The sequence below is a fragment of the Streptomyces mutomycini genome (assembly GCF_001700505.1).
Taxonomy (GTDB): Bacteria; Actinomycetota; Actinomycetes; order Streptomycetales; family Streptomycetaceae; genus Streptomyces; species Streptomyces mutomycini.
In genome coordinates, this window is record NZ_MAPV01000159.1 from 1 (window position 1) to 23,605 (window position 23,605).

At 70.1% G+C, this 23,605-nt stretch carries 19 protein-coding genes and 2 pseudogenes; 7 read left to right on the forward strand and 14 right to left on the reverse strand.

The window, feature by feature from the left end; translation table 11 throughout:
- Positions 1 to 73: 73 nt before the first annotated feature.
- From BFF76_RS22470 to BFF76_RS22480, 3 genes and pseudogenes are all read left to right on the forward strand, one after another.
- Entirely contained in the window at positions 74 to 1,435 is a 1,362-nt protein-coding gene (locus BFF76_RS22470; protein WP_065848932.1) for a cation:dicarboxylate symporter family transporter, read from the forward strand.
- Between the two features lie 73 nt (positions 1,436 to 1,508).
- A pseudogene (locus BFF76_RS22475) lies at positions 1,509 to 2,956 on the forward strand (NAD-dependent malic enzyme).
- 76 nt (positions 2,957 to 3,032) lie between these two features.
- On the forward strand, positions 3,033 to 3,605 hold the full coding sequence (locus BFF76_RS22480; protein ID WP_208604868.1) for a fumarylacetoacetate hydrolase family protein: 573 nt from the start codon (positions 3,033 to 3,035) through the stop codon (positions 3,603 to 3,605).
- On the opposite strand, the gene BFF76_RS22485 is transcribed toward BFF76_RS22480, so the two are convergent.
- Entirely contained in the window at positions 3,606 to 4,166 is a 561-nt protein-coding gene (locus BFF76_RS22485) for a TetR/AcrR family transcriptional regulator (protein WP_031092463.1), read from the reverse strand.
- Positions 4,167 to 4,280: 114 nt separating this feature from the next.
- On the opposite strand from BFF76_RS22485, the gene BFF76_RS22490 reads away from it, so the two are divergent.
- The 3 genes from BFF76_RS22490 (at position 4,281) to BFF76_RS22500 (ending at position 6,579) form a co-directional block, all read left to right on the forward strand.
- On the forward strand, positions 4,281 to 4,973 hold the full coding sequence (locus BFF76_RS22490) for an SDR family oxidoreductase (RefSeq protein ID WP_031092465.1): 693 nt from the start codon (positions 4,281 to 4,283) through the stop codon (positions 4,971 to 4,973).
- 16 nt (positions 4,974 to 4,989) lie between these two features.
- A complete protein-coding gene (locus tag BFF76_RS22495; RefSeq protein WP_234316712.1) occupies positions 4,990 to 5,445 on the forward strand; it encodes an aldo/keto reductase in 456 nt (151 codons plus the stop codon).
- Between the two features lie 129 nt (positions 5,446 to 5,574).
- A complete protein-coding gene (locus BFF76_RS22500; protein ID WP_065848934.1) occupies positions 5,575 to 6,579 on the forward strand; it encodes an NADP-dependent oxidoreductase in 1,005 nt (334 codons plus the stop codon).
- Between the two features lie 435 nt (positions 6,580 to 7,014).
- Here BFF76_RS22500 and ptlI read toward each other — a convergent pair whose 3' ends face one another.
- The 10 genes from ptlI to gap form a co-directional block, all read right to left on the reverse strand.
- Positions 7,015 to 8,409, reverse strand: a complete 1,395-nt coding sequence (gene ptlI / locus BFF76_RS22505) for a pentalenene oxygenase (RefSeq protein WP_053928530.1) — start codon at positions 8,407 to 8,409, stop codon at positions 7,015 to 7,017.
- A gap of 111 nt (positions 8,410 to 8,520) precedes the next feature.
- Positions 8,521 to 9,534 (reverse strand): pentalenene synthase, encoded by a 1,014-nt coding sequence (ptlA, locus tag BFF76_RS22510; RefSeq protein ID WP_065848935.1) that lies wholly within the window; start codon positions 9,532 to 9,534, stop codon positions 8,521 to 8,523.
- Positions 9,535 to 9,657: 123 nt separating this feature from the next.
- Entirely contained in the window at positions 9,658 to 10,671 is a 1,014-nt protein-coding gene (locus BFF76_RS22515) for a polyprenyl synthetase family protein (RefSeq protein WP_031092473.1), read from the reverse strand.
- Complete coding sequence (ptlD, locus tag BFF76_RS22520) at positions 10,668 to 11,567, reverse strand: neopentalenolactone/pentalenolactone F synthase (RefSeq protein WP_065848936.1); 900 nt, start codon at positions 11,565 to 11,567, stop codon at positions 10,668 to 10,670. Before ptlD ends, BFF76_RS22515 begins: the two co-directional genes overlap by 4 nt.
- 34 nt (positions 11,568 to 11,601) lie before the next feature.
- Entirely contained in the window at positions 11,602 to 13,416 is a 1,815-nt protein-coding gene (gene ptlE / locus BFF76_RS22525; RefSeq protein WP_199831462.1) for a neopentalenolactone/pentalenolactone D synthase, read from the reverse strand.
- Positions 13,374 to 14,201, reverse strand: coding sequence for a 1-deoxy-11-beta-hydroxypentalenate dehydrogenase (ptlF, locus tag BFF76_RS22530; RefSeq protein WP_031092478.1), 828 nt, complete (start codon positions 14,199 to 14,201; stop codon positions 13,374 to 13,376). Before ptlF ends, ptlE begins: the two co-directional genes overlap by 43 nt.
- Positions 14,202 to 14,302: 101 nt before the next feature.
- A complete protein-coding gene (locus BFF76_RS22535; protein WP_031092481.1) occupies positions 14,303 to 15,757 on the reverse strand; it encodes an MFS transporter in 1,455 nt (484 codons plus the stop codon).
- Positions 15,758 to 15,815: 58 nt separating this feature from the next.
- Positions 15,816 to 16,667, reverse strand: coding sequence for a 1-deoxypentalenic acid 11-beta-hydroxylase (ptlH, locus tag BFF76_RS22540; RefSeq protein ID WP_031092482.1), 852 nt, complete (start codon positions 16,665 to 16,667; stop codon positions 15,816 to 15,818).
- A gap of 139 nt (positions 16,668 to 16,806) precedes the next feature.
- Entirely contained in the window at positions 16,807 to 18,003 is a 1,197-nt protein-coding gene (gene penM, locus BFF76_RS22545) for a pentalenolactone synthase (RefSeq protein ID WP_065848937.1), read from the reverse strand.
- Between the two features lie 128 nt (positions 18,004 to 18,131).
- Positions 18,132 to 19,136 carry a type I glyceraldehyde-3-phosphate dehydrogenase gene (gene gap / locus BFF76_RS22550; protein ID WP_031092485.1) on the reverse strand — a complete coding sequence of 335 codons (1,005 nt, stop codon included), beginning with the start codon at positions 19,134 to 19,136 and terminating at the stop codon, positions 18,132 to 18,134.
- 141 nt (positions 19,137 to 19,277) lie between these two features.
- Here gap and BFF76_RS22555 point away from each other — a divergent pair, with 141 nt between their 5' ends.
- Positions 19,278 to 19,739 carry a MarR family winged helix-turn-helix transcriptional regulator gene (locus BFF76_RS22555; protein WP_031092487.1) on the forward strand — a complete coding sequence of 154 codons (462 nt, stop codon included), beginning with the start codon at positions 19,278 to 19,280 and terminating at the stop codon, positions 19,737 to 19,739.
- Between the two features lie 96 nt (positions 19,740 to 19,835).
- Here the strand turns inward: BFF76_RS22555 and BFF76_RS22560 are convergent, their stop codons facing one another.
- The 3 genes and pseudogenes from BFF76_RS22560 to BFF76_RS33995 form a co-directional block, all read right to left on the reverse strand.
- Positions 19,836 to 21,980 (reverse strand): alpha-galactosidase, encoded by a 2,145-nt coding sequence (locus BFF76_RS22560; RefSeq protein ID WP_065848938.1) that lies wholly within the window; start codon positions 21,978 to 21,980, stop codon positions 19,836 to 19,838.
- The coding region (locus tag BFF76_RS33990) for a beta-galactosidase (RefSeq protein ID WP_244167325.1) at positions 21,980 to 22,987 on the reverse strand (1,008 nt) is incomplete at its 5' end. The genes BFF76_RS33990 and BFF76_RS22560, both read right to left, overlap by 1 nt.
- Before the next feature lie 2 nt (positions 22,988 to 22,989).
- Positions 22,990 to 23,549, reverse strand: a pseudogene (locus BFF76_RS33995) (beta-galactosidase); the annotation flags it as partial.
- Positions 23,550 to 23,605 lie beyond the last annotated feature (56 nt).

A 23,605-nucleotide genomic window follows, 5' to 3' on the forward strand; every position in this document is an offset into this window, starting at 1 on the left:
AAACATAGAGGCACCCCCCGCACCCCCCACGGGACAGGGCTACACACGATCGTCGTGCAAGGGAGCACCAACGATGACAAGCACCACCACCGCCGACCGCCCCCAGCGGTCACGGCTGAACCGCCTGATACGCGAACTGTGGTTCCAGGTCGTGCTGGCCGCGGTCCTCGGCATCGCCGTCGGCATCCTCGCACCTGGGCTCGGTGAGGCACTCAAGCCGCTCAACGACTGGTTCATCGCCCTGGTCAAGATGATCGTGATCCCGGTCGTCTTCTGCGTGGTCACCACCGGCATCGCCTCCATGGACAACCTGCGCAAGGCAGGCCGGATCGGCGTGAAGGCGATCGGCTACTTCCTGGTGCTCTCCTTCGTGTCCATGCTCATCGGGCTGGTGATCGCCAACATCTTCCAGCCCGGCTCCGGACTCAGCGTCGACCCCGCCTCGCTGAACGCGGACGACGTGCCCGAGACCTCCACCGAGCACGCCACCCTCACCGGCTTCGTCTCCTCCCTGATCCCCACCTCGCTGCTGGGCGCGATCACCGGTGACGCGATCCTGTCCGCGCTGATGGTCTCGATCATCTTCGGCGTCGCCCTGAACATGGCCGGCGAGGACGGCGCACCCCTGACCCGCGGCATCAAGGCGCTCTCGGACGTCGTCTTCCGCATCGTCGGCTGGGTCATGCGGCTGGCGCCCCTGGGCACGTTCGGCGCCCTGGCGACCGTGGTCGCCACCTACGGCGCGGACAGCCTCAAGCAGCTCGGCTACCTCATCATCCTGTTCACCGCCACCTGCATCCTCTACGTCCTGGTCGTCCTCGGCGCCATCATGCGGGCCTGCCGGCTGAGCCTGTTCGGACTCATGCGCTTCCTCAAGGCCGAACTGCTCGTCGCCCTGAGCACCTGTTCCAGCGAGGCCGTCCTGCCGCAACTGGTACGCAAGCTCGAGATCCTCGGCATTGGCCGGCCCGTGGTCGGCATCGTCATCCCCTCCGGGTTCTCCTTCAACCTGGACGGCTCCGCCGTCTACCTCACGATGGCTTCCCTGTTTCTGGCCCAGGCCATGGGCATCGACCTCTCCTGGCAACAGCAGCTGATCATGGTCGGCGTCATGATGCTCACCAGCAAGGGCACCGCCGGAATCGCAGGCGGTGCGTTCATCGTGCTCGCCAGCACCGTCACCGCGGTCGGCCACGTGCCACTGGCCGCGCTCTCCCTGATCGTGGGCATCGACCGCATCCTCAACGAGGGCCGCGTCTTCATCAACGTCCTCGGCAACGCCGTCGCCACCATCGTGATCGGCAAATGGGAGAAGGACATCGACATGGATCAGGCACGCACGATCCTCAGTAAGCGCCGCCCCGACGCTTCCACGCCGGTGGACACCGACGCCGAAACCGGCGCCGACACCACCAAGGTCCGCGTCGACAGCTGACCCACCCCACCGTCGGGGCCCGCCGACGGTGCACCCATCACTCCCCGCTCCACACAAGAAGAGGACAGTCCGGATGAGCGCGCCCAGCGTCTCCTACTCCATCACCGTCCGGCTCGAAGTGCCTGCGGGCGGCAGTGCCGTCTCGCAGCTGACAGCCACCGTGGAGGCGCTGGGCGGCTCGGTGACCGCGCTTGATGTCGTCCACTCCGACGCCGACCGCCTGGGTATCGACGCCACCCTCTCCGCGACCTCGACCTCCCACGCCGACGAGATCGCGCAGCAGTTGCGTGACATCGAGGGCGTCACCCTGGGCAAGGTCTCCGACCGTACGTTCCTGATGCACCTCGGCGGCAAGATCGAGATGGCGTCCAAGCACCCCATCCGCAACCGTGACGACCTCTCGATGATCTACACCCCGGGTGTGGCCCGGGTCTGCATGGCGATCGCCGAGAACCCCGAGGACGCCCGCCGCCTCACCGTCAAGCGCAACTCCGTCGCGGTGGTCACGGACGGCTCGGCGGTGCTCGGCCTGGGCAACATCGGCCCGATGGCGTCGCTCCCGGTGATGGAGGGCAAGGCGGCCCTGTTCAAGCGCTTCGCCGGTATCGACGCCTGGCCGATCTGCCTGGACACGCAGGACACCGACGAGATCGTCGCGATCGTCAAGGCGATCGCCCCCGGCTTCGCGGGCATCAACCTGGAGGACATCTCCGCGCCGCGCTGCTTCGAGATCGAGGCCCGGCTGCGCGAGGCGCTGGACATCCCCGTCTTCCACGACGACCAGCACGGCACGGCGATCGTGGTCCTGGCCGCGCTGACCAACGCGCTGCGCGTGGTGGGCAAGGGCATCGGGGACGTACGGGTCGTCATGTCCGGCGCGGGTGCGGCCGGTACGGCCATCCTGAAGCTGCTGATCGCGGCGGGCGTCAAGCACACGGTCGTCGCCGACATCCACGGGGTGGTGCACGCGAGCCGCGAGGACCTGGTGGACGCCACCCCGGCCCCCCGCTGCGCTGGATCGCCGACAACACCAACCCCGAGGGCTACACCGGCACCCTGAAGGAGGCCGTCGTCGGATCTGACGTGTTCATCGGCGTCTCCGCCCCCAACGTCCTGGACGGCGCCGACGTGGCGGCCATGGCGGAGGGCGCGATCGTGTTCGCGCTCGCGAACCCGGATCCCGAGGTCGACCCGGCAATCGCCCGTGAGACGGCGGCTGTTGTGGCCCCCGGGCGCTCCGACTTCCCGAACCAGATCAACAACGTGCTGGTCTTCCCGGGTGTCTTCCGCGGCCTGCTCGACGCCCAGTCGTGCACCGTCAACACGGAGATGATGCTCGCCGCCGCGCGCGCCCTCGCCGACGTCGTCGCGGAGGACGAGGTGAACGCGAACTACATCATCCCGTCGGTCTTCAACGACAAGGTCGCGGGTGCCGTCGCGGGCGCGGTGCGCGACGCGGTCAAGGCCGCCGGAGCAACGGCACTCACCCCGACCACAGCGCACACAGCCTCCGCCCGCTGATCCCCGCCCCGCACCGTCGGCCGGGCACCACGGTGCCCGGCCGACGCCGTACACCGAAAGACCTTTCATGCAGCTGATGCGTATTGGCCCGTCCGGCCGAGAGCGACCCGTCGTCCGGGTCGATGAGCACACCTACATCGACGTCTCCGACCTGGTCGAGGACTACAACGAGGCGTTCTTCGCGGCAGGCGGCCCCCACCTGCTGCAGCAAGCCGTCGCCGTGCGCCGTGCCACCGGCACAGTCCACCCCTTCGGCACCGACCGGATCGGTGCCCCCATCGCCCGCCCCCACCAGATCCTCGGAGTCGGCGCTAACTACCGCAGTCCAGGCAGCAACGCCCCTGCTGCCCAGGACCCGCTCGTCTTCTCCAAGGCACCCAATTCGCTGTCCGGACCGTACGACCCCGTCCACATCCCCCGCGACTCCACGCACACCGACTGGGAAGTCGAACTGGGCGTCGTGATCGGCACCCGCAGCCACTACCTGGCCGACGACGAAGAGGCTTCACGGGCATGCGGCCCGGAACCGATCGCGCACGGTGGAGTCGGTGCGCCAGGCGCCGGCGGCCTTCTCCCAACGCCTCTGCCCGGCCACGGGCCCCTCGGCGCCCACGCGTGCGGTCGACGTACACCCGCACTGTGCCCTTGATCAGCCTGCTTCGGTCAAGGCTGCGTGCGCGGCGGTGAGGATCTCCTCGGAGAGCGGGGAGCCCTTGGTGGCCCGGGACAGGACCAGTGCACCGAACAGGGTGCAGAGGCGGACGATGCCGTCCTGGTCGTCGGTGGCGAGGAAATCGGCGAAGTCGGCCACTCCCTCGGCGTAGACGCGAGTGGCCTCGCGCCCCCCGCCCTCGCGCGCGATGTCGGTGGCGAGCGCGGCGACCGGGCAGCCGTCCGCCGGGTCGTCGCGGTGCTCCGCGGAGAGGTAGGTGTCGATCAGCGCCTGCTGGGCGGCTTCGCGCTGCCCGTCGTACCGCTCGAGCCCGGCGCTGTGGCGTTGGGCGAGTTCGGTGAAGGCGTGGGCGGTGGCCTCGTCGACCAGCGCGTCCTTGGAGGCGAACTGCTTGTAGAAGGCGCCGTGGGTCAGGCCGGCCGCCTTCATCAGGTCGGCGACGCTGACCTGCGTGCCCTGCTCCCGAAACAGCCGGGACGCGGTGCCCACCACCCGCCTGCGATTCTCCTCCGCCTGTGCCTGCGATACGCGGCCCATGACCACCTCCCATTTGGATGTCGACTGGCATCTATCATAGACCCGTGTTTAGATTGGATGCGTAATCTAATTGTCGCGGGTGGCCGACGGTGCCCGCCAGGATCAGGAGTGGTTATGGAACTGCAGAACGCGGTCGCGGTTGTCACCGGCGCCAACCGGGGGCTCGGGCGGCACCTGTCCGCCCAGCTCGTGAAGCGCGGGGCAAAGGTGTACGGCGCGGCTCGACGCCCTGAGGCGGTCGACGTGCCGGGTGTCATCCCGCTGCGGCTGGATGTCACGGACGAGGCGTCGATACGGGAGGCCGCCCGCGTTGCGTCCGACGCGACACTGCTGATCAACAACGCGGGTGTCTCCACCGGCGCGACGCTGACCGGAGGCGATGTGGCTGAGGTCCGCCGGGAGATGGAGACCAACTTCTTCGGCCCACTCGCCGCCACCCGCGCCTTCGCCCCCGTCATCGAGGGCAACGGCGGTGGCGCCGTACTCAACGTCCTGTCCGCCCTGTCCTGGTTCCACCCGGCCGGCCTCGGCTCCTACGCGGCCTCCAAGGCCGCCGCTTGGGCGCTGAGCGACGCGACCCGTGAGGAGCTGGCACCGCGCGGGATCACCGTCTCGGCGCTGCACGTCGGTTACATGGACACCGACATGGCCGCCGGTGTGCCCGCCGGTCAGAAGGTCGCCGCCGCCGACGTCGCGGCCCAGGCCCTGACCGGCATCGAGAACGGCCTGCCCGAGATCCTCGCCGACGAGACCAGCCGGCACGTCAAGCAGAGCCTGTCCACGGCACACCGGCCGAGCGCGGGCTGACGCTCACCCTCCACCCATGCTCGGCCCCGCCCTGTGGTCCCCGCTCGGCGGCGGTCTGCCCACCGGCGAATACCGCAGCTCCGCCGAAGGGCGCCCGAGCGATCTCGGCATGGTGATCCACGCCGAGAGCACCGGTCAGAAGACCGCCGTCGTCGACACCGTCCTGACCATCGCCGAGAAGGCCGGTGTGGCGCCCGCCCAGGTGGCGGTGACCTGGGTGCGAGAGCGCACCGCACGCTCCGCGGCCACGCTCGTCCCGATCATCGGCCCGCGCGACCTCTCCCAGCCCGACGGCTGCCTCGGCGCGCTCTCGGCGTCCAGCTGGCCGACGAGCAGTACATCCGCCTCACCGATGTCAGCGCGGTGCCGCTCGGCGCACCCCGCGAGGGGATCGCAGCCTCCTTGGACCGCCTCCAGGGAGGCGCCGTCGACCGCGTCACTGCACGGGTCGTGCTCGTGGCCTGACAGGTGAACGCGGCTGAGGGCACAGTGCGCCCGCACCGCAGCCAGGGAAACAACACACAAACTGACTCGTACCGATGGAAACCCGGTACGAGCGGAGACCCCGCCCTCACGGACGGGACACGGAACGGAGACGACGATGAGGGCCTTCATGGTGGAGGAGTACGGCGACCAAGCAGGGATGCGCGCCGCCGGGCTACCCGACCCGCAGGTGGGCGCCGACGACGTCCTGGTCAAGATCAACGCGGCGGGCGTCAACCCACTGGACCTCAGGATCCGCAACGGAGACTTCAAAGCGTTCCTGCCATACCGTCTCCCACTCGTGCTGGGAAACGACCTCGCCGGGAAGGTCGTCCGGGTCGGCCCGTCCGTCACCCGCTTCGCGGTGGGCGACGAGGTCTACGCCCGGCCCGACAAGGACCGCATCGGCACCTTCGCCGAACTCATCGCCGTCCACCAGAACGACCTGGCACCCAAACCGGCCACCCTCACCATGGCCGAGGCCGCCTCCCTCCCCCTGGTCGCACTCACCGCCTGGCAGGCGCTCGTCGAGAGGGCACACGTGCAGCCGGGCCAGAAAGTCCTCATCCACGCAGGCGCCGGCGGCCTCGGCTCCATCGCCGTCCAACTGGCCAAGGCGCTGGGCGCGCACGTGGCCACCACCGTGAGCACCGCCAAGGTCGACCTGGTCAAGGACCTCGGCGCGGACATCGTCGTCGACTACCGCACAGAGGACTTCGAGGAGATCCTCGACGGCTACGACGTCGTCCTCGACAGCCTCGGCGGCGACAACCTCGCCAAATCCCTGCGCGTACTCAAGCCCGGCGGCACAGCCATCAGCGTCGCGGGCCCGCCCGACCCGGCCTTCGCCCGCGAACTCGGCGCGAACCCGGTTCTCCGCCTGGCCATGACCGCGCTCAGCTTCAAGACCCGGCGCAGCGCCAGACGCCACGGCGTGACGTACTCGTTCCTGTTCATGAAGGCCAGCGGCGACCAACTGCGCGGACTCACCCCCCTCATCGACGCCGGGAAGATCCGCCCCGTCATCGACCGCGTCTTCCCGTTCGACGAAACCCTCCAGGCCATGGAATACGTCGAAAAAGGCCGGGCGAAAGCCGGCAAAGTCGTCGTCGCGATGACGTGAGGGCGGGAACGAGCCCGGGGTAACAGTCACCTCGGGTCACCAGCGCGGTCATGACGCTGGATGCGTGGAACCCTCAGCAAAGTGCACGCCGAGGGCTATAGGACTGGGCCTTGTCCCGGATCGATAGGGTCCGACCGGATGCGCCGGAGCCTGCCTTCCTGCCTGCCTGCCGGGCGGGCGGCGCCCCGATATCCCCGAGGGTTCGGGGCGCCGCCCAGCTCATGTCGGGCGGCGAGCGCCGACCAGGGGTGTGCTCCGGTTCCAGGTCAGTGATCTCGCACTCCAGGACCCGCGTGTGGAAGGCATCGGCGGAGGAGGGGAGCGGCCGTATCGCGCCGGAGTTCACCGACAGGGCCGTCGTCTCGCAGCGGCCGGGAACGCGTTGGCCCGTGGCGCGTCGTACGCCCCATCGGGTCAGGACCACGTTCCCTTCGCTCACGCCGCGTCCCCCCCGGCCGGTACGGAGGCGGCGGAGGGCATCCGGCGCGGTGTACGTGCGTCCAGCCTCAGGCGCAGCCGGCGCGGGTGGTAGATGGTGGCCAGCGGGACCGGGCGGATGTCCATGCCGGGCTCGCAGGTGACTCGCCAGCGGCCGAGGATGGTGGCGAGCCCCAGCGTGGCCTCGGTGCGTGCGTAGAGGTCGCCGATGCACTTGCGGGCGCCGGTGCCGAACGGCACGTAGGCGTGGCGGGAGTCCGGCGCGACACGGTCCGGGAGCCAGCGGTCGGGGTCGAACTTCTCGGGGTCGTCGAAGGCGCCCTCGTGCTTGGCGACCGCGGCGGGGCTGAAGACGACGGTGGAGCCGGCGGGCAGCTGACGGCCCGCGAGCTCGGTCGGGGCAGTGGTGAGGCGGGTGAACAGCCAGGCCGGCGGGTGCAGTCGCAGCGTTTCGGAGATGATCCGGTCGGCCAGGGAGAGGTTCGGCAGGTCGTCCCACTGCGGGGCGCGACCGTCGAGGACGGTGTCGATCTCGTCGTAGAGCGCCGCCTCGATCTCCGGGTGCTGGGAAAGGAGGTAGAAGATCCAGGTGAGGGTGCCGGCGACGGTCTCGGTGCCGGCCGCCATGACAGTGATGACCTGGTCGTGGATCTCCTTGTCGGCGAGCCGGCCGCCGTCGTCGTCGCGGGAGGCGATCAGGGCGGCGAGCAGGTCGTCGCGCTCGGTGTCGGAGCTGCGGTAGTCGTCGATGAGCTGCTGGGTGGTCTCGTGCAGGAAGTCCAGGTTGCTCTTGTAGCGTCGCTGGGACGGCAGGGGCAGCCGGCGGATCGAGGCCGGCAGGAACATCTGCCGGAACAGGCCGTTGAGTACGACGTCGAAGGAACGTTCCACCTTCGCTGCGAGCTCGGGGCTGACGGGTGTGGAATACAGGGTGCGGCCGACCGTGCGCAGGGCCATGCCGTACATCTCCTGGAAGGCGTCGACGACAATGCCGTCCTGCCAGCGCGACGCCGTTTCCTCGATCTCGGCGTGCATGGCCTCGGCATACCGTTTGAGCTGGCCGCGGGTGAACGCCGACTGCATCAGCCGGCGCTGGCGTCGGTGGTCGGAGAACGGGCAGGTGACCAAGCCGTTGCCGGCGATGTCACGGGCACGGTCGTAGAAGACGCCGCCCTTGTCGAAGATGCGGTCGTTGGTCAGGACGCGCCGCAGCACCTCGGGGTGGGTCGGGACCCAGGCCGTGGTGGGCCCGATCTTGATCTCGACCAGGTCGCCGTGGGCCGACAGCGAGGTCATGAAGTTCACGGGGTGACGCATCATCTGGAGGGCGTGTCCCATGACGGGGAGCGCCCCGGGCGCCGCTCCCGCCGAGAAGGTGGTCTGCTCGGTCATTCGGCTCTCAACTTCCTTTCCCCATTTGTCTGTTGACCGGTGTCCGGACGGTTGGCAGCTGTGCTGCCGCGACGGCCGGTCGCGGGTGCGTGCCGCTGGTGTGCGGTGCTGCTAGTGGGTGGTGCTGCCGAGTTCCTCCAAGTAGCCCTGGGCACCGGCGGCCCGCGCGAACTCGGCGTCGTAACGGCCCGAGGAGCGGTGCCAGTCGTAGGAACCGCGGATCACGGTGCGCACGGCGTCCTTGCGGTAGCGGTCCAGGGCCTCGCGCTCGGCCTCGTCGAGCCGGTAGATGTCGCCGACCTGAGGCAGGCAGGACTCCAGCAGGAGGTACTGCTCCAGGCGGGCGCGCACCTCGTCCTGGATGTGGGCGACGCTGCGGTCCTTGGACCAGCCGTGCTCCCGGCGCAGGATCATGACCATGTTGTTCTGCTCGCCGCGGGCCTCCTCCTTCTCCAGCGAGGCGATGTCGTTGAGCAGCAGATTGACGTCGACGGCGATCTGCAGCATCGCGGAGAGCACGGCGCTGTCGAAGACCTGGTGCGGCACCTCGAAGCGGCCCGCGCGCTCGGCGAGGTCGACCGTAGGCTGCACCCCGATGGTCTGCCGGCGTACGGACAGGTACTGGGCCGCGGAGTTGTACGGCGTGTCCCAGAAGCGGCTCTCCGCCTCGTCGACGTAGCCGTCGAAGTAACTGCGCCAGTGCCGGGCGCTGCGCGCGCACCAGGCGGGTGTCATGCCCTCGCAGGTGCGCCGCCAGATGTCGGCGAAGCCGTGGGCGATGGGGGGCGCGGTGTCGGGGAGGGGGCCGTCCAGCGCCGCCGCGACCGCGCCGGTGAGCTGTTTGGTCTCCTCCGGGTCCTCGCCGCGCGGCCCGTCGAAGAGGTCGTCGAAGAGGAAGAACCACGACATCAGGTCGACGCCCAGGTCCAGGTCGGCGCCGGCGGCGTGCGGGTAGAAGCGGGAGGCCAGGTCGGCGTAGCCGCCGCGCAGATGGCGCGTCGCCGCCGCCTCGGACTTGATCAGCCCGAGCGACCGCGGCCAGGCGAGCTGCTCGGCGTCGGCTCGCGCGTGATCCGGGCTCTGCCGGCCCGGGAGGGGTATGTGGAAGTCGACGTCCTGGGGCATGAGGGAATCCTTGGGAGTGGTTGCGGAGGGCACCGGCCGTGGTCGCGGCCCGGCGGGCGTGCTGCGCTGATCGGAGGGTGAAAAGCCGGAAAGGGGCATACGAGCAGGGGGGCCGGCCCGGTCTCAGGCCTCGCGGTCGACGACGAACCGCCCGAGCGCGAGGAGTTCGTCCCGCGCGCGGGCGTCCAGCTCGACCCCGCGCAGCGCGTCCTCGGCCAGCGTCATCCGCCGGGCGGCCTCGGCCAGCGCCCAGTCCCGGCCGCCGGCGTCCTCGACCAGGCCTGCCACGCGCCGCAGTTCCTCCTCGTCGGGTTCGCCGGGGGTGGTGAGCCAGGCGGCCAGCTCGTCGCTGAGCGGGCCGCCCTGGTTCAGTGCGTGGCTCACCGGCAGGGACTTCTTGCGGGAGCGCAGATCGGAGTGGACCGGCTTGCCGGTGACGGCCGGATCGCCCCAGATGCCGAGAACATCGTCGACGACCTGGAAGGCGACGCCGACCTGGTCGCCGTAGAGAGCCAGGGCGTCCACCGTCGCCTCCGGTGCCCCGGCGAGGACGGCGCCGATCGCGGCGCTCGCCGACAGCAGCGCGCCGGTCTTGCCGGCGGCCATGTCGACGCACTCCTCGACCGTGACGTGCGAGCGGTGTTCGAAGGCCAGGTCCTGTACCTGGCCGCGGATCAGGTGCCGGGTGGTGCGCGCCAGCAGCCGGGCGGCGGGCGCCGCCGTCGGAAGTCCGGTGTCCAGCAGCACCTCCTGGGCGAGGGCCAGCATCGCGTCACCGGTGAGGATGGCGCTGGAGGGACCCCACAGCTTCCACACCGTGCGCCGGTGGCGGCGCTCCTCGTCGCCGTCCATCAGATCGTCGTGGACCAGGGAGAAGTTGTGCACGAGCTCCACGGCGACGGCGCCGGGCAGAGCGACCTCCGGCGGTGCGCCGACCGCCTCGGCCGACAGCAGCGCAAGCGCCGGACGTACGGCCTTGCCTGCGGCGGCGCCGGTGGGTGCGCCCCCGGCGGTGATCCAGCCGAAGTGGTAGGCGGCCTGGTGACGTGAGCGGTGGTCGAGCCGGTCGACGGCGGCGCGCAGCGCCGGCGTGATCGTGACCCGGCTGTGGCTGAGGCAGGCGGGAGCGGTGCTCATGCGGCGGCCTCCGCGCGCCAGGGAGCGGTCGGGTCGTCGAAGATGCTGACGACCTGGCGCATGATGCGCCGCTCGGCCGGATCGAAGGCCTGCTTGGCGTGGACGGTGCCGAGCTGGTCCCACATGACGATGTCCCCGGGCTGCCAGCTGTGGGCGTAGGTGTACGAGGGCTTGCCGGTGTGCGCCAGCAGTCCGTCGAGCAGCGTGCGGCTGTCGTCGGGGGCGAGGTCCACGATCCGCTTGGTGTTCAGGGTGCTGACGTAGACCGACTGGCGGCCGGTGCGCGGATTGCGGGCGATCAGCGGGTGGATGGTGGAGGTGCCGTCCTCGGGCTGGATCTGTCCGGTGCTCCCGCCGAGGGACACCTCACCCTGGAGCTCCTCCTCGATGGTCTCCTCGTACCCGGTGCGCAGGGCGTGGCGGACCCGGTAGGAGTGCAGGCGTCCGCGCTCCTCGGGCGACAGCGACTCGTACAGGGCGTACATGTCGGTGAAGAGGGTCTCCCCGCCTCCGGAGGCCGGCACTTCCACGGCCTCCAGGAAGCCGACCTGGGCGACGCGGGGGCGGAAGGAGTAGTCGGTGTGCCAGCCCATCCACTCGGCGTCGCCGACGCCGATCTTACGGCCGTCCTTCACCAGGTTGGAGACGATCAGGATCTCGTTGTGGTCGGGGTGGGCGCCGCTGGTCAGACCGGTCTTCGGGATGTGCCCGAAGCGGCGGCCGAAGGCCAGGAACTCCTCGTAGGAGGGGGTCTCGTGGCCGCGCAGGACGAGGACGAGATACGCGTCGAGCGCCGCCCATATCTCCTCGAACTGGGTCTCGTTCATGTCGCCGGTGACATGGGCGCCGTGCACGACGGCACCGAGAGCGGCGCCGGGTATCGGCGTTACGTCCATGGGCGTTGCCGCCTTTCGCAGAGGAGACGGGTGGTCAGCGCAGTTCGAGGCCGGCGAGGTCGCCCGCCTCGCGCCAGCGCCTGAGGATGTTCACGAACTCCACCGAGCCGCCGCCGTAGCTGGAGTTGAGCAGGGGCAGCGCGCTCGGGTCGCCTTCGTTGTTGTAGAGGCCGGGTGTGCAGTTCTCCAGGAAATCGAGGCCGTTGGCGGCGAGCCGGAGGATCTCCTCGACCCATTCCTTCTCGCCTGCCTCGGAGGCCTCCACGACCTGGTGGCCGCGCTCCTCGACGCACTTGACGATGTGCGCGAGGTGCCGGGTCTGCTCGCCCAGCATGTAGGCGATGTTGACGTGCCGGCCGGCCTGGACCTTGGACAGGATGAAGCAGTTGGGGAAACCGTTGACCTGGAGCCCGTGCAGGGTGTGGGCCCCGTGCGCCCACTTGTCCGACAGCTTCACGCCGTCGCGGCCGACGATGTCGTAGCCGGCACGGTCGGTGTACGGGACGGCGAACTCGTGCTCGTAGCCGGTGGCGAAGACCAGGCAGTCGACCGGGTACTCCCGGCCGTTCGCGACCACCCCGGCCGGGGTGAGCCGCTCCACTCCCTGCCCCTGGGTGTCGACCAGGGTCACATTGGGCCGGTTGAAGGTCTGGAGGTAGCCGTCGTGGAAGCAGGGCCGCTTGCAGTAGACGCGGTAGTACGGCTTGAGGGCGGCGGCGGTCGCGGGGTCGAGGACGACGCTGTCGATGCGGGCGCGCAGCTCCTCCATCTTGAGGAAGTCCGCCCGCTCGGCCGCGAGCGCCCGCTCCTCGGGGTCGCCCCCGGTGTCGCCGGTGGGCAGGATCGCGGCGGCCAGCTTGGCCGTGGTCTGGGTCCAGCGGTCCTGGACCAGGTCCTCGTCCTGTGGCACCCCGGAGGTCAGCGCGTGGAAGTTCTCCATCCTGCGCTGCTGCCAGCCCGGCTCGAGGCTGTCCGCCCAGTCGGACGGGGTGGGCCGGTTGCCGCGGACGTCGACCGCGGCGGGGGTGCGCTGGAAGAGGACGATCTGCTCGGCCCACTCGGCGAGGTGCGGGGCGAGCTGGATGGTCGTCGAGCCGGTGCCGATGACGCCGACCGTCTTGTCCTTCAGCTTGGTCAGGCCGCCGGTGCTGTCGCCTCCGGTGTAGTCGAAGTCCCAGCGGCTGGTGTGGAAGGAGTGCCCGGCGAACGTCTCCAGGCCCGGTAGCCCCGGGAGTTTGGGGCGGTGCATCAGACCGATCGACATGGCCACGTACCGGGCCCGGATCAGATCGCCGCGGTCGGTGCTGACCAGCCACTGCCCGGCGGCCTCGTCCCAGCGCAGCTCGGTGACGGTGGTCTGGAAGAGGGCGTCGCGGTAGAGGTCGTACCTGTGGGCGATCTGCTGGAGGTGGGCGAAGATCTCGGCCCCGGTCGAGTACTTCTCGGTTGGTATCGTGCCGGTCTCTTCCAGTAACGGCATGTAGATGTAGCTCTCGACATCGCACCGGACGCCGGGGAAGCGGTTCCAGTACCAGGTGCCCCCGACGTCGCCGGCACCGTCGATCAGCCGGATGCGCTCCAGGCCGGTCTCCTTGCGCAGATGGGCGCCGGTCAGCAGGCCGCCGATGCCGGCGCCGACGACGGCGACGTCCACCTCGTCGGTGAGCGGCTCGCGCTCCTGCCATTCGGTGTAGGGGTCTCGCGCGTAGTGGCTGAAGTCGCCGCGGGCGAACCGGTAGGTGCGACCGGAGCTGCGTTTATCGCGTTCCTGCCGGTATTTCTCCCTCACCGCTTCCAGGTCGATGGTCAGTGATTCCTCGCTGCGGTCGTCGCTTTCGGCGCGTGCCACAGATCCTCCTCGGGGGAAGCGGGCGGAAGGGGAACATGACGCCATACGTCGTCGAACTGGTCGCGCAGCCGCAGCGGCGCGTCGGAGTTGCTGAAGAGATAGAAGCGGTCGGAGCCGAGGGCATCCCACACGAGTTCTGCGACGTCCTCGGCGCTCACCGAGGTGTCGCCACCCGCGCCGCGTGGTGCCGTCAGGCCTTGGACCATGGGGGTGTCGACCCGGCCGGGGCACAGCACCGACACCCGGACCCCGGTGCCCCGCAGATCGGCCCGCAGACTGCGGGCGACCGCGAGGTCGGCGTGCTTGGAGGCGGCGTAGGCGGCGCTGCCGGCGCCGACGACGAAGGCGGACATCGAGGCGGTGTGGATCAGATGGGCGGGCCGGCCGCGCTCCAGGAGCCGGGGGACGAAGGCCCGGGCCACCAGGACGTGCGCCCAGTGGTTCACCTCGAAGACCTGCCGCATCTTCTCCAGCGGCACTTCCCACAGGGGCTGTCCCACGGGGCCGAGGACCCCGGCGTTGTTGCACACCACGTCGATGTCGCCCAGCAGATCGAACGCCGTGTCCGCGAGCCGTTCGACGGCGTCCGGATCGGTCAGGTCGGCGGTCACGGCGGTGACCTGAGCGCCCTGCGCGGTCAGTTCGGCGGCCCGGCGGTGCAGTGCGTCGCCTTCGACGTCCGCCATGACCACGTCAACGCCGGCCCGTACGAAGCGGGCGCTGAGGGCGAGGCCGATGCCGCTGGCCGCACCGGTCACCACGGCTGTCCTTGTCCGTAGGTGCATTTGACTGTCTCCGCTTCTGCGCGTGGGTACGCCGAAGGACGGCGCACCGTGGCCAACGAGAAGGTCTGGATCAGATCGCGCCTTCCGAGGGCGCGCGGGTGTCAGCTGGGGTCGGGGAGCTTCAGGCTGATCACGAGAACGATCGCGGAGGAACACACCAGCAGGGCAAGCACGAGCACGGCCGCCGACACCGTCGACAGCGAACCGGCCAGGGAGACATAGACGGTTCCGCCGACGGTCGCGCCCAGCGCGGTCGCCATCTGCTGACTGGTCACCAGCACACCGCTGCCCATGCCGGCCTGCGCGCGGGGTACGTCGGCGAGGATCATCCGGAACAGCGTCGGGCCGATCAGCGCCGCGCCTGCGCCGAAGAAGCCGATCCCGACGAGCACGAGCGTCAGGGAGGGGCGTGGCCAGCCCGCCCAGAGCACCAGTGCCAGCATCAGCAGGCTCGCGCCCTGGACGACGCTGCCCAGGGTGACGATCCGGCTGCCCAGGGCCCCCGCGATCCTCGGGGTGAACTGCGCCACCACGAAGAACGCCACGGCGAACGGCGCCATCCCCCCGCCGGAGGCGAGCCCGCCGAAGCCGAAGTGACCCTGCGCGATCAGCGCGTAGACGAACAGGAAGGCGCCGAAGCCGGCCGAGAACGGCACCATCGCCGCCAGCCCTCTGCGCATCCCCGGATGGGACAGCACCGACGGGGACAGCAGCGGTGAGCCGCCCCGCGCCTCCAGCCCGCGTTCGACCCGCGCCAGCGCCAGCGCCCCCACCGCGGCGACCGCGAGCAACGACCACAGCCACAGCGGCCAGCCCAGGTCGGGACCCGCCACGACCACGGCCAGGACACAGACCATGGTGACACCGAACAACACGGTGCCCAGCGGGTCGAAGCCCGGCTTCACGTCGGCCTTGGTCGCGGGGACGCGCCGGACGGCCAGCAACGCGGCCACTCCGATCGGCACATTGATGACGAACACCATCCGCCAGCCGATCCCGGCGACGTCCAGCGAGACCAGCAGCCCGCCCAGGATCTGCCCGATGACCATGCCGACACCTGCGGTCGCGCCGTACATGCCGATCGCGCGGGCGCGCGCCTGGCCCTCGGTGACCGCCTGGATCGTCGCCAGCACCTGCGGTACGAGCATGGCGGCGGCGGCGCCCTGCAGCAGCCGGGCCACGACGAGGAACTCGATGGTCGGGGCGAGTCCGCACAGTGCCGAGGTGACGGTGAACGCCGCGAGCCCGTAGGTGTAGAGGCGCCGTCTGCCGAACGCGTCGCCCAGCCGTCCGCCCAGCACCAGGCCGAGGGCGTAGGTGAGGCCGTAGCCGGACACCACCAGCTCCAGTGCGGCGGTGCCGCCGTGGAGGTCGTCACTGATCGAATTCAGCGCCACGTTGACGATGGAGGCGTCCACGATGGACAAGACGTATCCGGTGAGCACCACCATGAGCGCGATGCCGCTGAGTCCCGCGGTGGCCGGTGCCGTGCCGGCTGAGGGCTCCGGCCTCGTGTTCGGCTCCTTCAGAGGGGGGAGGCCCTCACGTTTCGTCATGCGCTGCCTGCCCGGGTGCTTGTGGGGGGACGGTTGAGACGGGTACGAGGTGACGACGTCACTCGGTGGTGGTCGGGGTACCGGTGATCTTCGACAGAATTCCCTTGGAGGCGTCCTTCGCGGACTCCGGCCAGGGGGTCAGGGAGTTGAACCCGCGGTGCGAGGAGGCGGGCTGGATGCGGGTGTCCATCGACATCCGCATGCCGGCCGGATTCACCGAGACGTTCGGGATGGACTTGTGACACATGAAGGCGTGGAAGATGATCACGTCGCCCGGTTCCATGGGCGAGAACAGCAGTTGTTCATCCGCGCCGAACTCCTCCGCCGGGATACCGCGTACGGCGTGGCCGAAGCGGCGGAAGTTCTCCGTGACGACGTGCTCGCGCGGGCCCTTTTTGTGGCTGCCGTCGGCGACGGCGACGCCGCCTGTGCCGCGGGTCGTGGCGAGCAGCGGTATCCAGGCGGTGCGGAAGTCCTTGTTCGGGCCTATGTAGAAGCCGTCCTGGTGCAGCGGCGTCAGGAAGCTCGGCTCCTCGGAGCCCGCGGCGGAGGGGTAGTAGCGGATCGTCGTCGACTTGAAGACGAAGACGGGCTCCCCGAAGACCTTCTCCCAGACCTTGAGGGTCGAGGGATGGTTCCACAGGTCGTCGTACTTGACGTACTCGTGCATCGCCACCTCGTCGACCGCCTCGAAGGACTCGATGGTGAGGGTGTCGAGCGTCGTGCCGGGGGCGGCGTGGCCGAGTTCGATCAGGCCTTCGAGCATCTGCCCGGCGGCGGCACGGACCAGATCGCGGTCCAGAGCGCCGCGGAGATACAGGTAGCCGTGCTCGTCGTAGAACCGGTCGAGGGCCTCACGGTCGTCGAGAAGCGGCGTGCAGTCGACGTACTCGCTGAAAGTGTCCGTCATGGTTCCTTGTCCTCCTGACGTCTGGGCATGGGGGGAAGGAGCGTCAAACATCCGGGCGGGCCGACGGTTTCGATCCTGCGGGAACACCTCCTACGACGATGAACGGTGGCCGGCTGCGCTTTCGCTGGTGCGATGCCACTCAGAAGGTGACGGGGATCTCGTCGAACCCGCCGGTGATCCGGTGCTCCTGCCAGCGCAGCGACTCCTCGGGTACCGCGAGCTGCAGGTCGGGCAGTCTGCGGAACAGCCGCTCGAACACCGCGGTCAGCTCGATCCGGGCCAGCACACGGCCTATGCAGTGTCGGGTGCCGTGACCGAATGCCAGGTGCGACCTGGGCTTGACCCGGGCCAGGTCGAACAGGCCGCTGTCGGGGAACGCCCGGCCGTCGATATTGGCGGCGCCGATGGCCAGCATCACCGCGTCTCCGGTCCGTATCACTGTCCCGCCGACGGTGACGTCACTGTGCGCGTAGCGGGGTATCAGCGCGTTGGATCCCTTGCCGCCGACGGCCAGGCGCAGGATCTCCTCGACCGCGGCCGGCGCGAGTGCGGGATTCCGGGCCAGTTCGGCACGCTGGGCCGGATTGCGCAGCAGCAGCAGGACGCCCATGTCGATGCGCACAATGGTGGTCTCGTAGCCGAACAGCAGTACGGCGTTACCCAGTTGGGCGATCTCCGCATCGGACAGTGTGCCGTCCTTCTCGGCGATCAGCTCGGACAGGATGTCGTCGCCCGGCTCGATTCGCTTGCGCGCCACCAGTTCGGTCATGTAGTCGACGACCTGTTGGAAGGTGTTCGCCGAGTGCTGGTTGTCGCTCTGGTCGAATGTGCCTCTCGCCCACTGCCCGAACCGCTCCCGGTCGGCCAACGGCACCCCGAGCAGATCGCAGACCACCATGGTCGGCAACGGAAACGAGAGCGCGTGGTGCAGGTCGACCGGCGCAGCGCTGTCGGCCAACTGGTCGAGCAGGTCGTCGACGTGGTGCTCGATCCGGGTCTTCATCAGGCGCATCCGGCGCGTGGAGAACCGGGGCACGAGCAGTTCGCGCATCTGCGGATGGTCGGTGGCCTCGGTGGCGTAGTCGTCCCCGGCCATCAGAGCCATCATGAAGCCTCTGGCCGCGCTCTTGGCCGACGGCTTCGGGCTGGGATTGCTGAGACCGAGCCGGCGGTCCGCGAGTAGTGCCTTCACCTCGTCGTAGCGGGTGACAAGCCAGGCATCCTCACCGGCGGTTCGCACCCTGGTGATCGGCCCCTCCTGCTGCAGTGCGCGCATCTGGGGTGCGATGCCGAGTATGTCTGGGTTGTCGAAGGGTAACCTCGGAAGTTCTTTCATCTGGCCTGTCCTCGTGACGTCGCGCATGGGATTCGTCGGGCAGCCGGGCGCGCCGAAGCGGCGGTCGCCGCTTCGGCGTACGACCGTTGCTGACGTGCGGGCGGTGCAGACGCCGGGCCGGCGAGGAACTACAGGGACGACCCGACAAGCAGTGACAGGTCGATGAGGCGGTTCGAGTAGCCCCACTCGTTGTCGTACCAGCCGACGACCTTGACCTGGGAGCCGGACATCCGGGTGAGCCCGGCGTCGAAGACGCAGGAGGCCGGGTCGCCCACGATGTCCGTGCTGACCAACGGCGCGTCCATGTAGGACAGCAGCCCCTTGTACGGTCCCGAGGCCGCCGCAGCGAACGCCTCGTTCACCTCGTCCACGGTGGTGCCGCGGTTGGTGGTGACCGTGAGGTCGGTGACCGAGCCGGTGGGGACGGGAACCCGCAGGGCGAAGGCGTCCATCCGGCCGTCGAGTTCCGGCAGGACGAGGCCGATGGCCTTGGCGGCGCCGCTGGAGGTGGGCACGATGTTCAGGGCCGCGGCCCGGGCCCGGCGCAGGTCCTTGTGCGGGGCGTCCTGGAGGTTCTGGTCCTGTGTGTAGGCGTGGACCGTGGTCATCATGCCGGAGTCGATGCCGACGGCGTCGTGCAGCACCTTGGCCAGTACGGCGAGGCAGTTGGTGGTGCAGGAGGCATTTGAGATGATGGTGTGGCGCTCGGGATCGTACGCACCGTCGTTGACGCCCATCACCACCGTGATGTCCTCACCGCTCGCCGGAGCGGCGATGATGACCTTCTTGGCTCCGCCTTCGACGTGCGAACGTGCCCTCGCGGCGTCGGTGAAGATGCCGGTGGACTCGATCACGATGTCCACTCCCAGGTCGCCCCAGGGCAGTGCGCCGGGGTCGCGCTCGGCGAGGACCTTGATCGTCCGGTCACCCACGCGGATCGCGCCCTGCTCGGCGGTGATCTCCTCGGGGAAGCGTCCCAGAACCGAGTCATGAGCGAGCAGGTGGGCCATCGTTGGCACGTCGCCCAGGTCGTTGACGGCGACGATCTCCAGCTCCGAAGTCCGCGCGGCCGCCGCACGGAAGACGTTGCGACCGATGCGACCGAAGCCGTTGATGCCGATTCGCACAGTCATGGTGTGCTCCTCACCTAGCGCTCTGCAGACAAGTTCATTGACGCGCCGTTGCGCCGAGGTGCGATGCGAACCGTGCGCCTGAACGAGGCGCCGGCCCGCGAACGATCAGGAGCTTATATAAGTCTGCGATAGATTTCCAGAGTGACTTCTACTCAGCGTGGCGACAACAACACAGACTTGGACGTCGGCGACCTCACCAGGACGATCGAGAACTTCAACCGCTACTACATCCGGCTTCCCGTGGTGCAGAAGCTGTCGTTCACGACGCTGTCCGTGCTGGACACACTGGCCTTCAGCGGGCCGAAGCGGCTGACCGAACTCGTCAGGACCGAGCAGATCAGCCAGCCGGGACTCACCCAGCTGGTCACCCGGCTCGAGCGCGACGGTCTCGTGGAACGCCGCCCCGACCCGACGGACGGACGCGCCGTCCTCGTCCGCATCACCGACAACGGCCGGAAGATCGGCCGGGCCAGATATGAGGACAGGGGACGTCACCTGACCCCGCTGATCGCCCGGCTGACGCCCGCGGAACGACAGGCGATCGGCGCGGCTCTGCCGGCTCTGGCCCGCCTGGCGGAACTCGGGGCCGAGGCCGGCGGGTAGGGCCCATCCGTCCATCCGTTCGTGGTGCTCGCCGGTGTGCCGACGCGGTACTCGCGCATCCACGTCGGCAGGCTCCAGACGGCGCGGTGCAGCAGCTCACTCAACCCGGCGCAGCGACAGCATCCGGCTCGCGTACCCTCCGGGCGGGAGCGCCGCCGGCACGCCGTACGCAGCCAGCGCGGCGCCAGTGCGTTCGGTCCCGGCCACCAGCACCCCGCTGTCGTCGTCGACGCTGTACACCGCCTCCGGATCGAGGCCGCGCAGCCGCAGCCGGGGCACCGCCGCGCGTTCCGCCGGCCCGGCCCGCCACTGGAGGACAACGCACTCGCCGCCGTCGCGCGCGACGTACTGCACGGCGTGGGAACCGTTCTCCGGGGAGCCGAGGCGGTACAGGTCGCCGCTCTGGATGGTGGATCGCACCTCCTTGTAGCGGGCGACGTACGCGGCTGTCTCGTGCAGTTCCGCCTCCGGCCAGCGCGTCAGGTCGCCGCCGATGCCGAGCGCTCCGGCCATCGCACTGTGCAGGCGGAACCGCAGGGGGACGGCCCGCTGGGTGAACGGGTTGGGGCTGTCCGTCACCCAGGCGCCCATCACCTGGGCGGGGTAGAGCTGCGAGAAGCCGTGCTGGATGTTCAGCCGGTCCACCGCGTCCGTGTTGTCGGACGTCCATGCCTGGTCGGTACGGGCCAGGCTCGCCAGGTCGACCCTGCCGCCGCCGCCCGAGCAGGTTTCGATGCGCAGGGCGGGCCGGGCGGCGCGCAGCCGGTCGAGAACGCGGTTGGTGCCGAGGGCGTGCTCGACGAAGACCCGGCGCCCGTCTGGGCGGCGGCCGGTCGAACCCGCCTCCGTGAAGGGCCGGTTGAAGTCCCATTTGAGGAAGTCCACGCCGAATTCGTCGACCGTGCGCAGCAGCCAGCGCAGGGCCCAGTCGGTGACGTCCGGCCGCGAGAAGTCGAGCACCAGCTGGTTCCGCAGGGGATGCGCCGTGCGGTCGGGCAGGTGCAGGACCCACTGCGGCCGTTCGCGGAACAGATCGCTGTCCGGGTTGACCATCTCCGGTTCGACCCACAGGCCGAACCGCATGCCGAGTCCGTGGACGTGGTCGGACAGGGGGCGGAGGCCATCGGGGAACGCGGACGGCCGGGGTACCCAGTCCCCGAGGCCCGCCCGGTCGCTGTCGCGGGCTCCGAACCAGCCGTCGTCGACGACGAAGAGTTCGGCGCCGGCGCGCGCGGCCAGCTCGGCCAGTCGCCGCTGCCCGTCGAAGGTGACGTCGAAGGCCGTCGCCTCCCAGGAGTTGTAGAGCACCGGTCGCGGTTCCCCGGGCACGGGCAGGACGTGCTCCCGGATGTAGGAGTGGAAGGCCCGGGAGGCCCCACCGAACCCGCCGGGCGTGTACTGCCCCGTGCTGACGGGCGTGGTCCAGGTCTCGCCCGCCGCGAGGGCGATCTCCACCCCCTCGTGGCCGCTGCCGCCCAGCACACTGCACCTGCCTTCGGCGGAGCGTACGGCCGTCATGCGCCAGCTGCCCGAGGTGGCGATGGCGAGGGTCCACACCTCGCCGTTCTCCTCGGTCGCGTCGCCGCCGTCGAGGGCGATCCAGGGATTGCTCTGGTGGCCGGTGTGGCCGCGCCTGCTGGTGAGGGTCGTCTCGCCGACGGCGAGCGGGGTCCGGCGCAGCTGGAATTCGTCCGCCCACTGACCATGGACGGAGCTCATCCGGTATGCCGGGAGGACGGGCAGATTCCACTGTGCGGCCGAGTGCCGCAGCAGGGAGAGCGGCGGCTCCTGGGCTGCTCCGGTGTGCCGCAGTACGGTCCAGCGTTCGATCACCGGACAGTCCCGGCGGACCCGGTAGTGCAGGTGCCAGCCGAGTGGGCGGCCGGCGTCGCGGAGGCTCACCGACAGCTCCGCGCCGTCGCCGTCCTCCCTGACGTCGTAGCCGTCCACGACGGGCTCGGTCGCGCTGGTGCCGTCCGCGTACCGCACGTCCAGGGCGGGCGGGGCGAACCGGACCTGACCGTCGACGGCCAGCTCTTCCGTACCGTCGAGCGGACTGTGGAAGCTGCTTCCCTCCGGATCCGGTCCCCCGAGCGCGAGGGCGTCCTCCAGCGTGAGGGACGCTCCCCAGTGCAGCAGGCGTACGGTCCCGGCGGCCGTGTCGATCCGCAGCGCGTAACCGGTGCCGGCGGCATGCAGGAGTACGGTCCCCGAGGGGCGGTCGATCTCGACGAGGGGCATCAGCGGGCCTCTTTCCGGTGTCGTCGGTCCCGTTGCGGTTCCGCCTGCTCCCGCAGGACGACGACATCCCCCGCCGGGACGTTCGCGAATCCCGGCAGCGCCGAGCCGTCCAGCCGCGTGTATCCGTCGGCGGGGACGCTCACCTCGCTGTCCGTGTGGTTGACGAGGAAGAGGTAGGAGCGGTCGTCGGCGCTGCGGCGTACGGCCTCGACCCCGGGAGGGACGGCTGCCGCCGGGGCGGCCCCGGCCTCCCGGCACACGGCGTCCAGGAGTGTGCGCAGGGATCGCACGGGCAGAGCCGCCGCGGCGTACCAGCCCGCGCCGTCGCCGTAGGAGTGCCGGGTCACGGCCGGGCCGCCGCGGGCCGGGCCGCCGTCGGGCCCGTCCGCGAACCGCAGCCGGGCGGAGCAGCCGCGCGCCTCGACCCGCTCGGTCCACAGGTGTGCGTGGGAGCCGTCCGACAGCAGCGCCGACTCGCCCTCCCGCAGGGGCAGGTACTCGTCGACGACGAGGCCGAGGAGTTCGCGGAACGCACCGGGGTGCCCGCCGGTCCGCACCCGGTCGTGGGTGTCCACGGCCCCGCTGAACGGACCGAAGACAGCGTGGCCCCCGCCCCGCACATAGGAATGCAGGGCATCGGCGTCCGCGTCGGACACCAGGTAAAGGCTGGGCGCGAGGACGGCCAGGTACGGGGTCAGGTCGGTGTCGGGAGCGACCAGATCGCAGGTGATGCCGAGGCCCCACAGGGCTTCGTACCAGTCCCTGACCGTGTCCAGGTACCGCAGGCGTTCGGAGGGACGGGCCTCCAGTTCCAGCGCCCACCATGCGTGCCAGTCGAAGAGCAGCGCCACCTCGGCCCGCACACGGGTGCCGCGCACCTCGGACAGGGCGGCGAGTTCGGCACCGAGGGCGGTGACCTCGTTCCAGGTGCGGGTGTCGGTGCCGCCGTGCGGAAGCATCGCGGAGTGCCACTTCTCCGCGCCCGCCCGGGACTGCCGCCACTGGAANNACGTGGTTGCCCGGGTCGGCCGCCACCAGGTAGTGGTCCACGGAGACGATGTCGGAGTGCCGGGCGAAGGCGTGCCCGTCGACCTTCTTCTCGAGGGTGCCGAGCAGGTTGGTGGTGACCGGGATGCCGGGGGCGGCCTCGCGCAGCAGCGCGCTCTCCGCCCGGTGCCGGGTGAGCAGGGCGTCGGAGGAGAAGCGGCGGTAGTCGAGTTCCTGGCCGGGGTTGCGGAAGGCGGTGGTGTCGCGGGGTGGGTCGATCTCCTCCCAGTCGCCGTAGCGCTGCCCCCAGAAGTCGGTGCCCCAGACGTCGTTGACCCGGTCCAGCGTCGTGTAGCGGTCGCGCAGCCAGGTACGGAAGGCCTGGCCGCTGGTGTCGCAGTAGCAGAGGGCGTTGTGGTTGCCCCACTCGTTGTGCACGTGCCACATGACGACGGCCGGATGGTCCGCGTACCGTCCCGCCAGTTCCCCCACGACGGCGTCGGCCGCCCGGGCGTAGTCCGGACTGCTGGGGCAGAACGCCTGCCTGCTGCCGTGGGTCAGCCGGGTGCCCGACGCGGTCAGCGGGAGCGAGCCGGGGTGGGCCTTGCTGAACCAGGGCGGCGGGGCGGCGGTGGGGG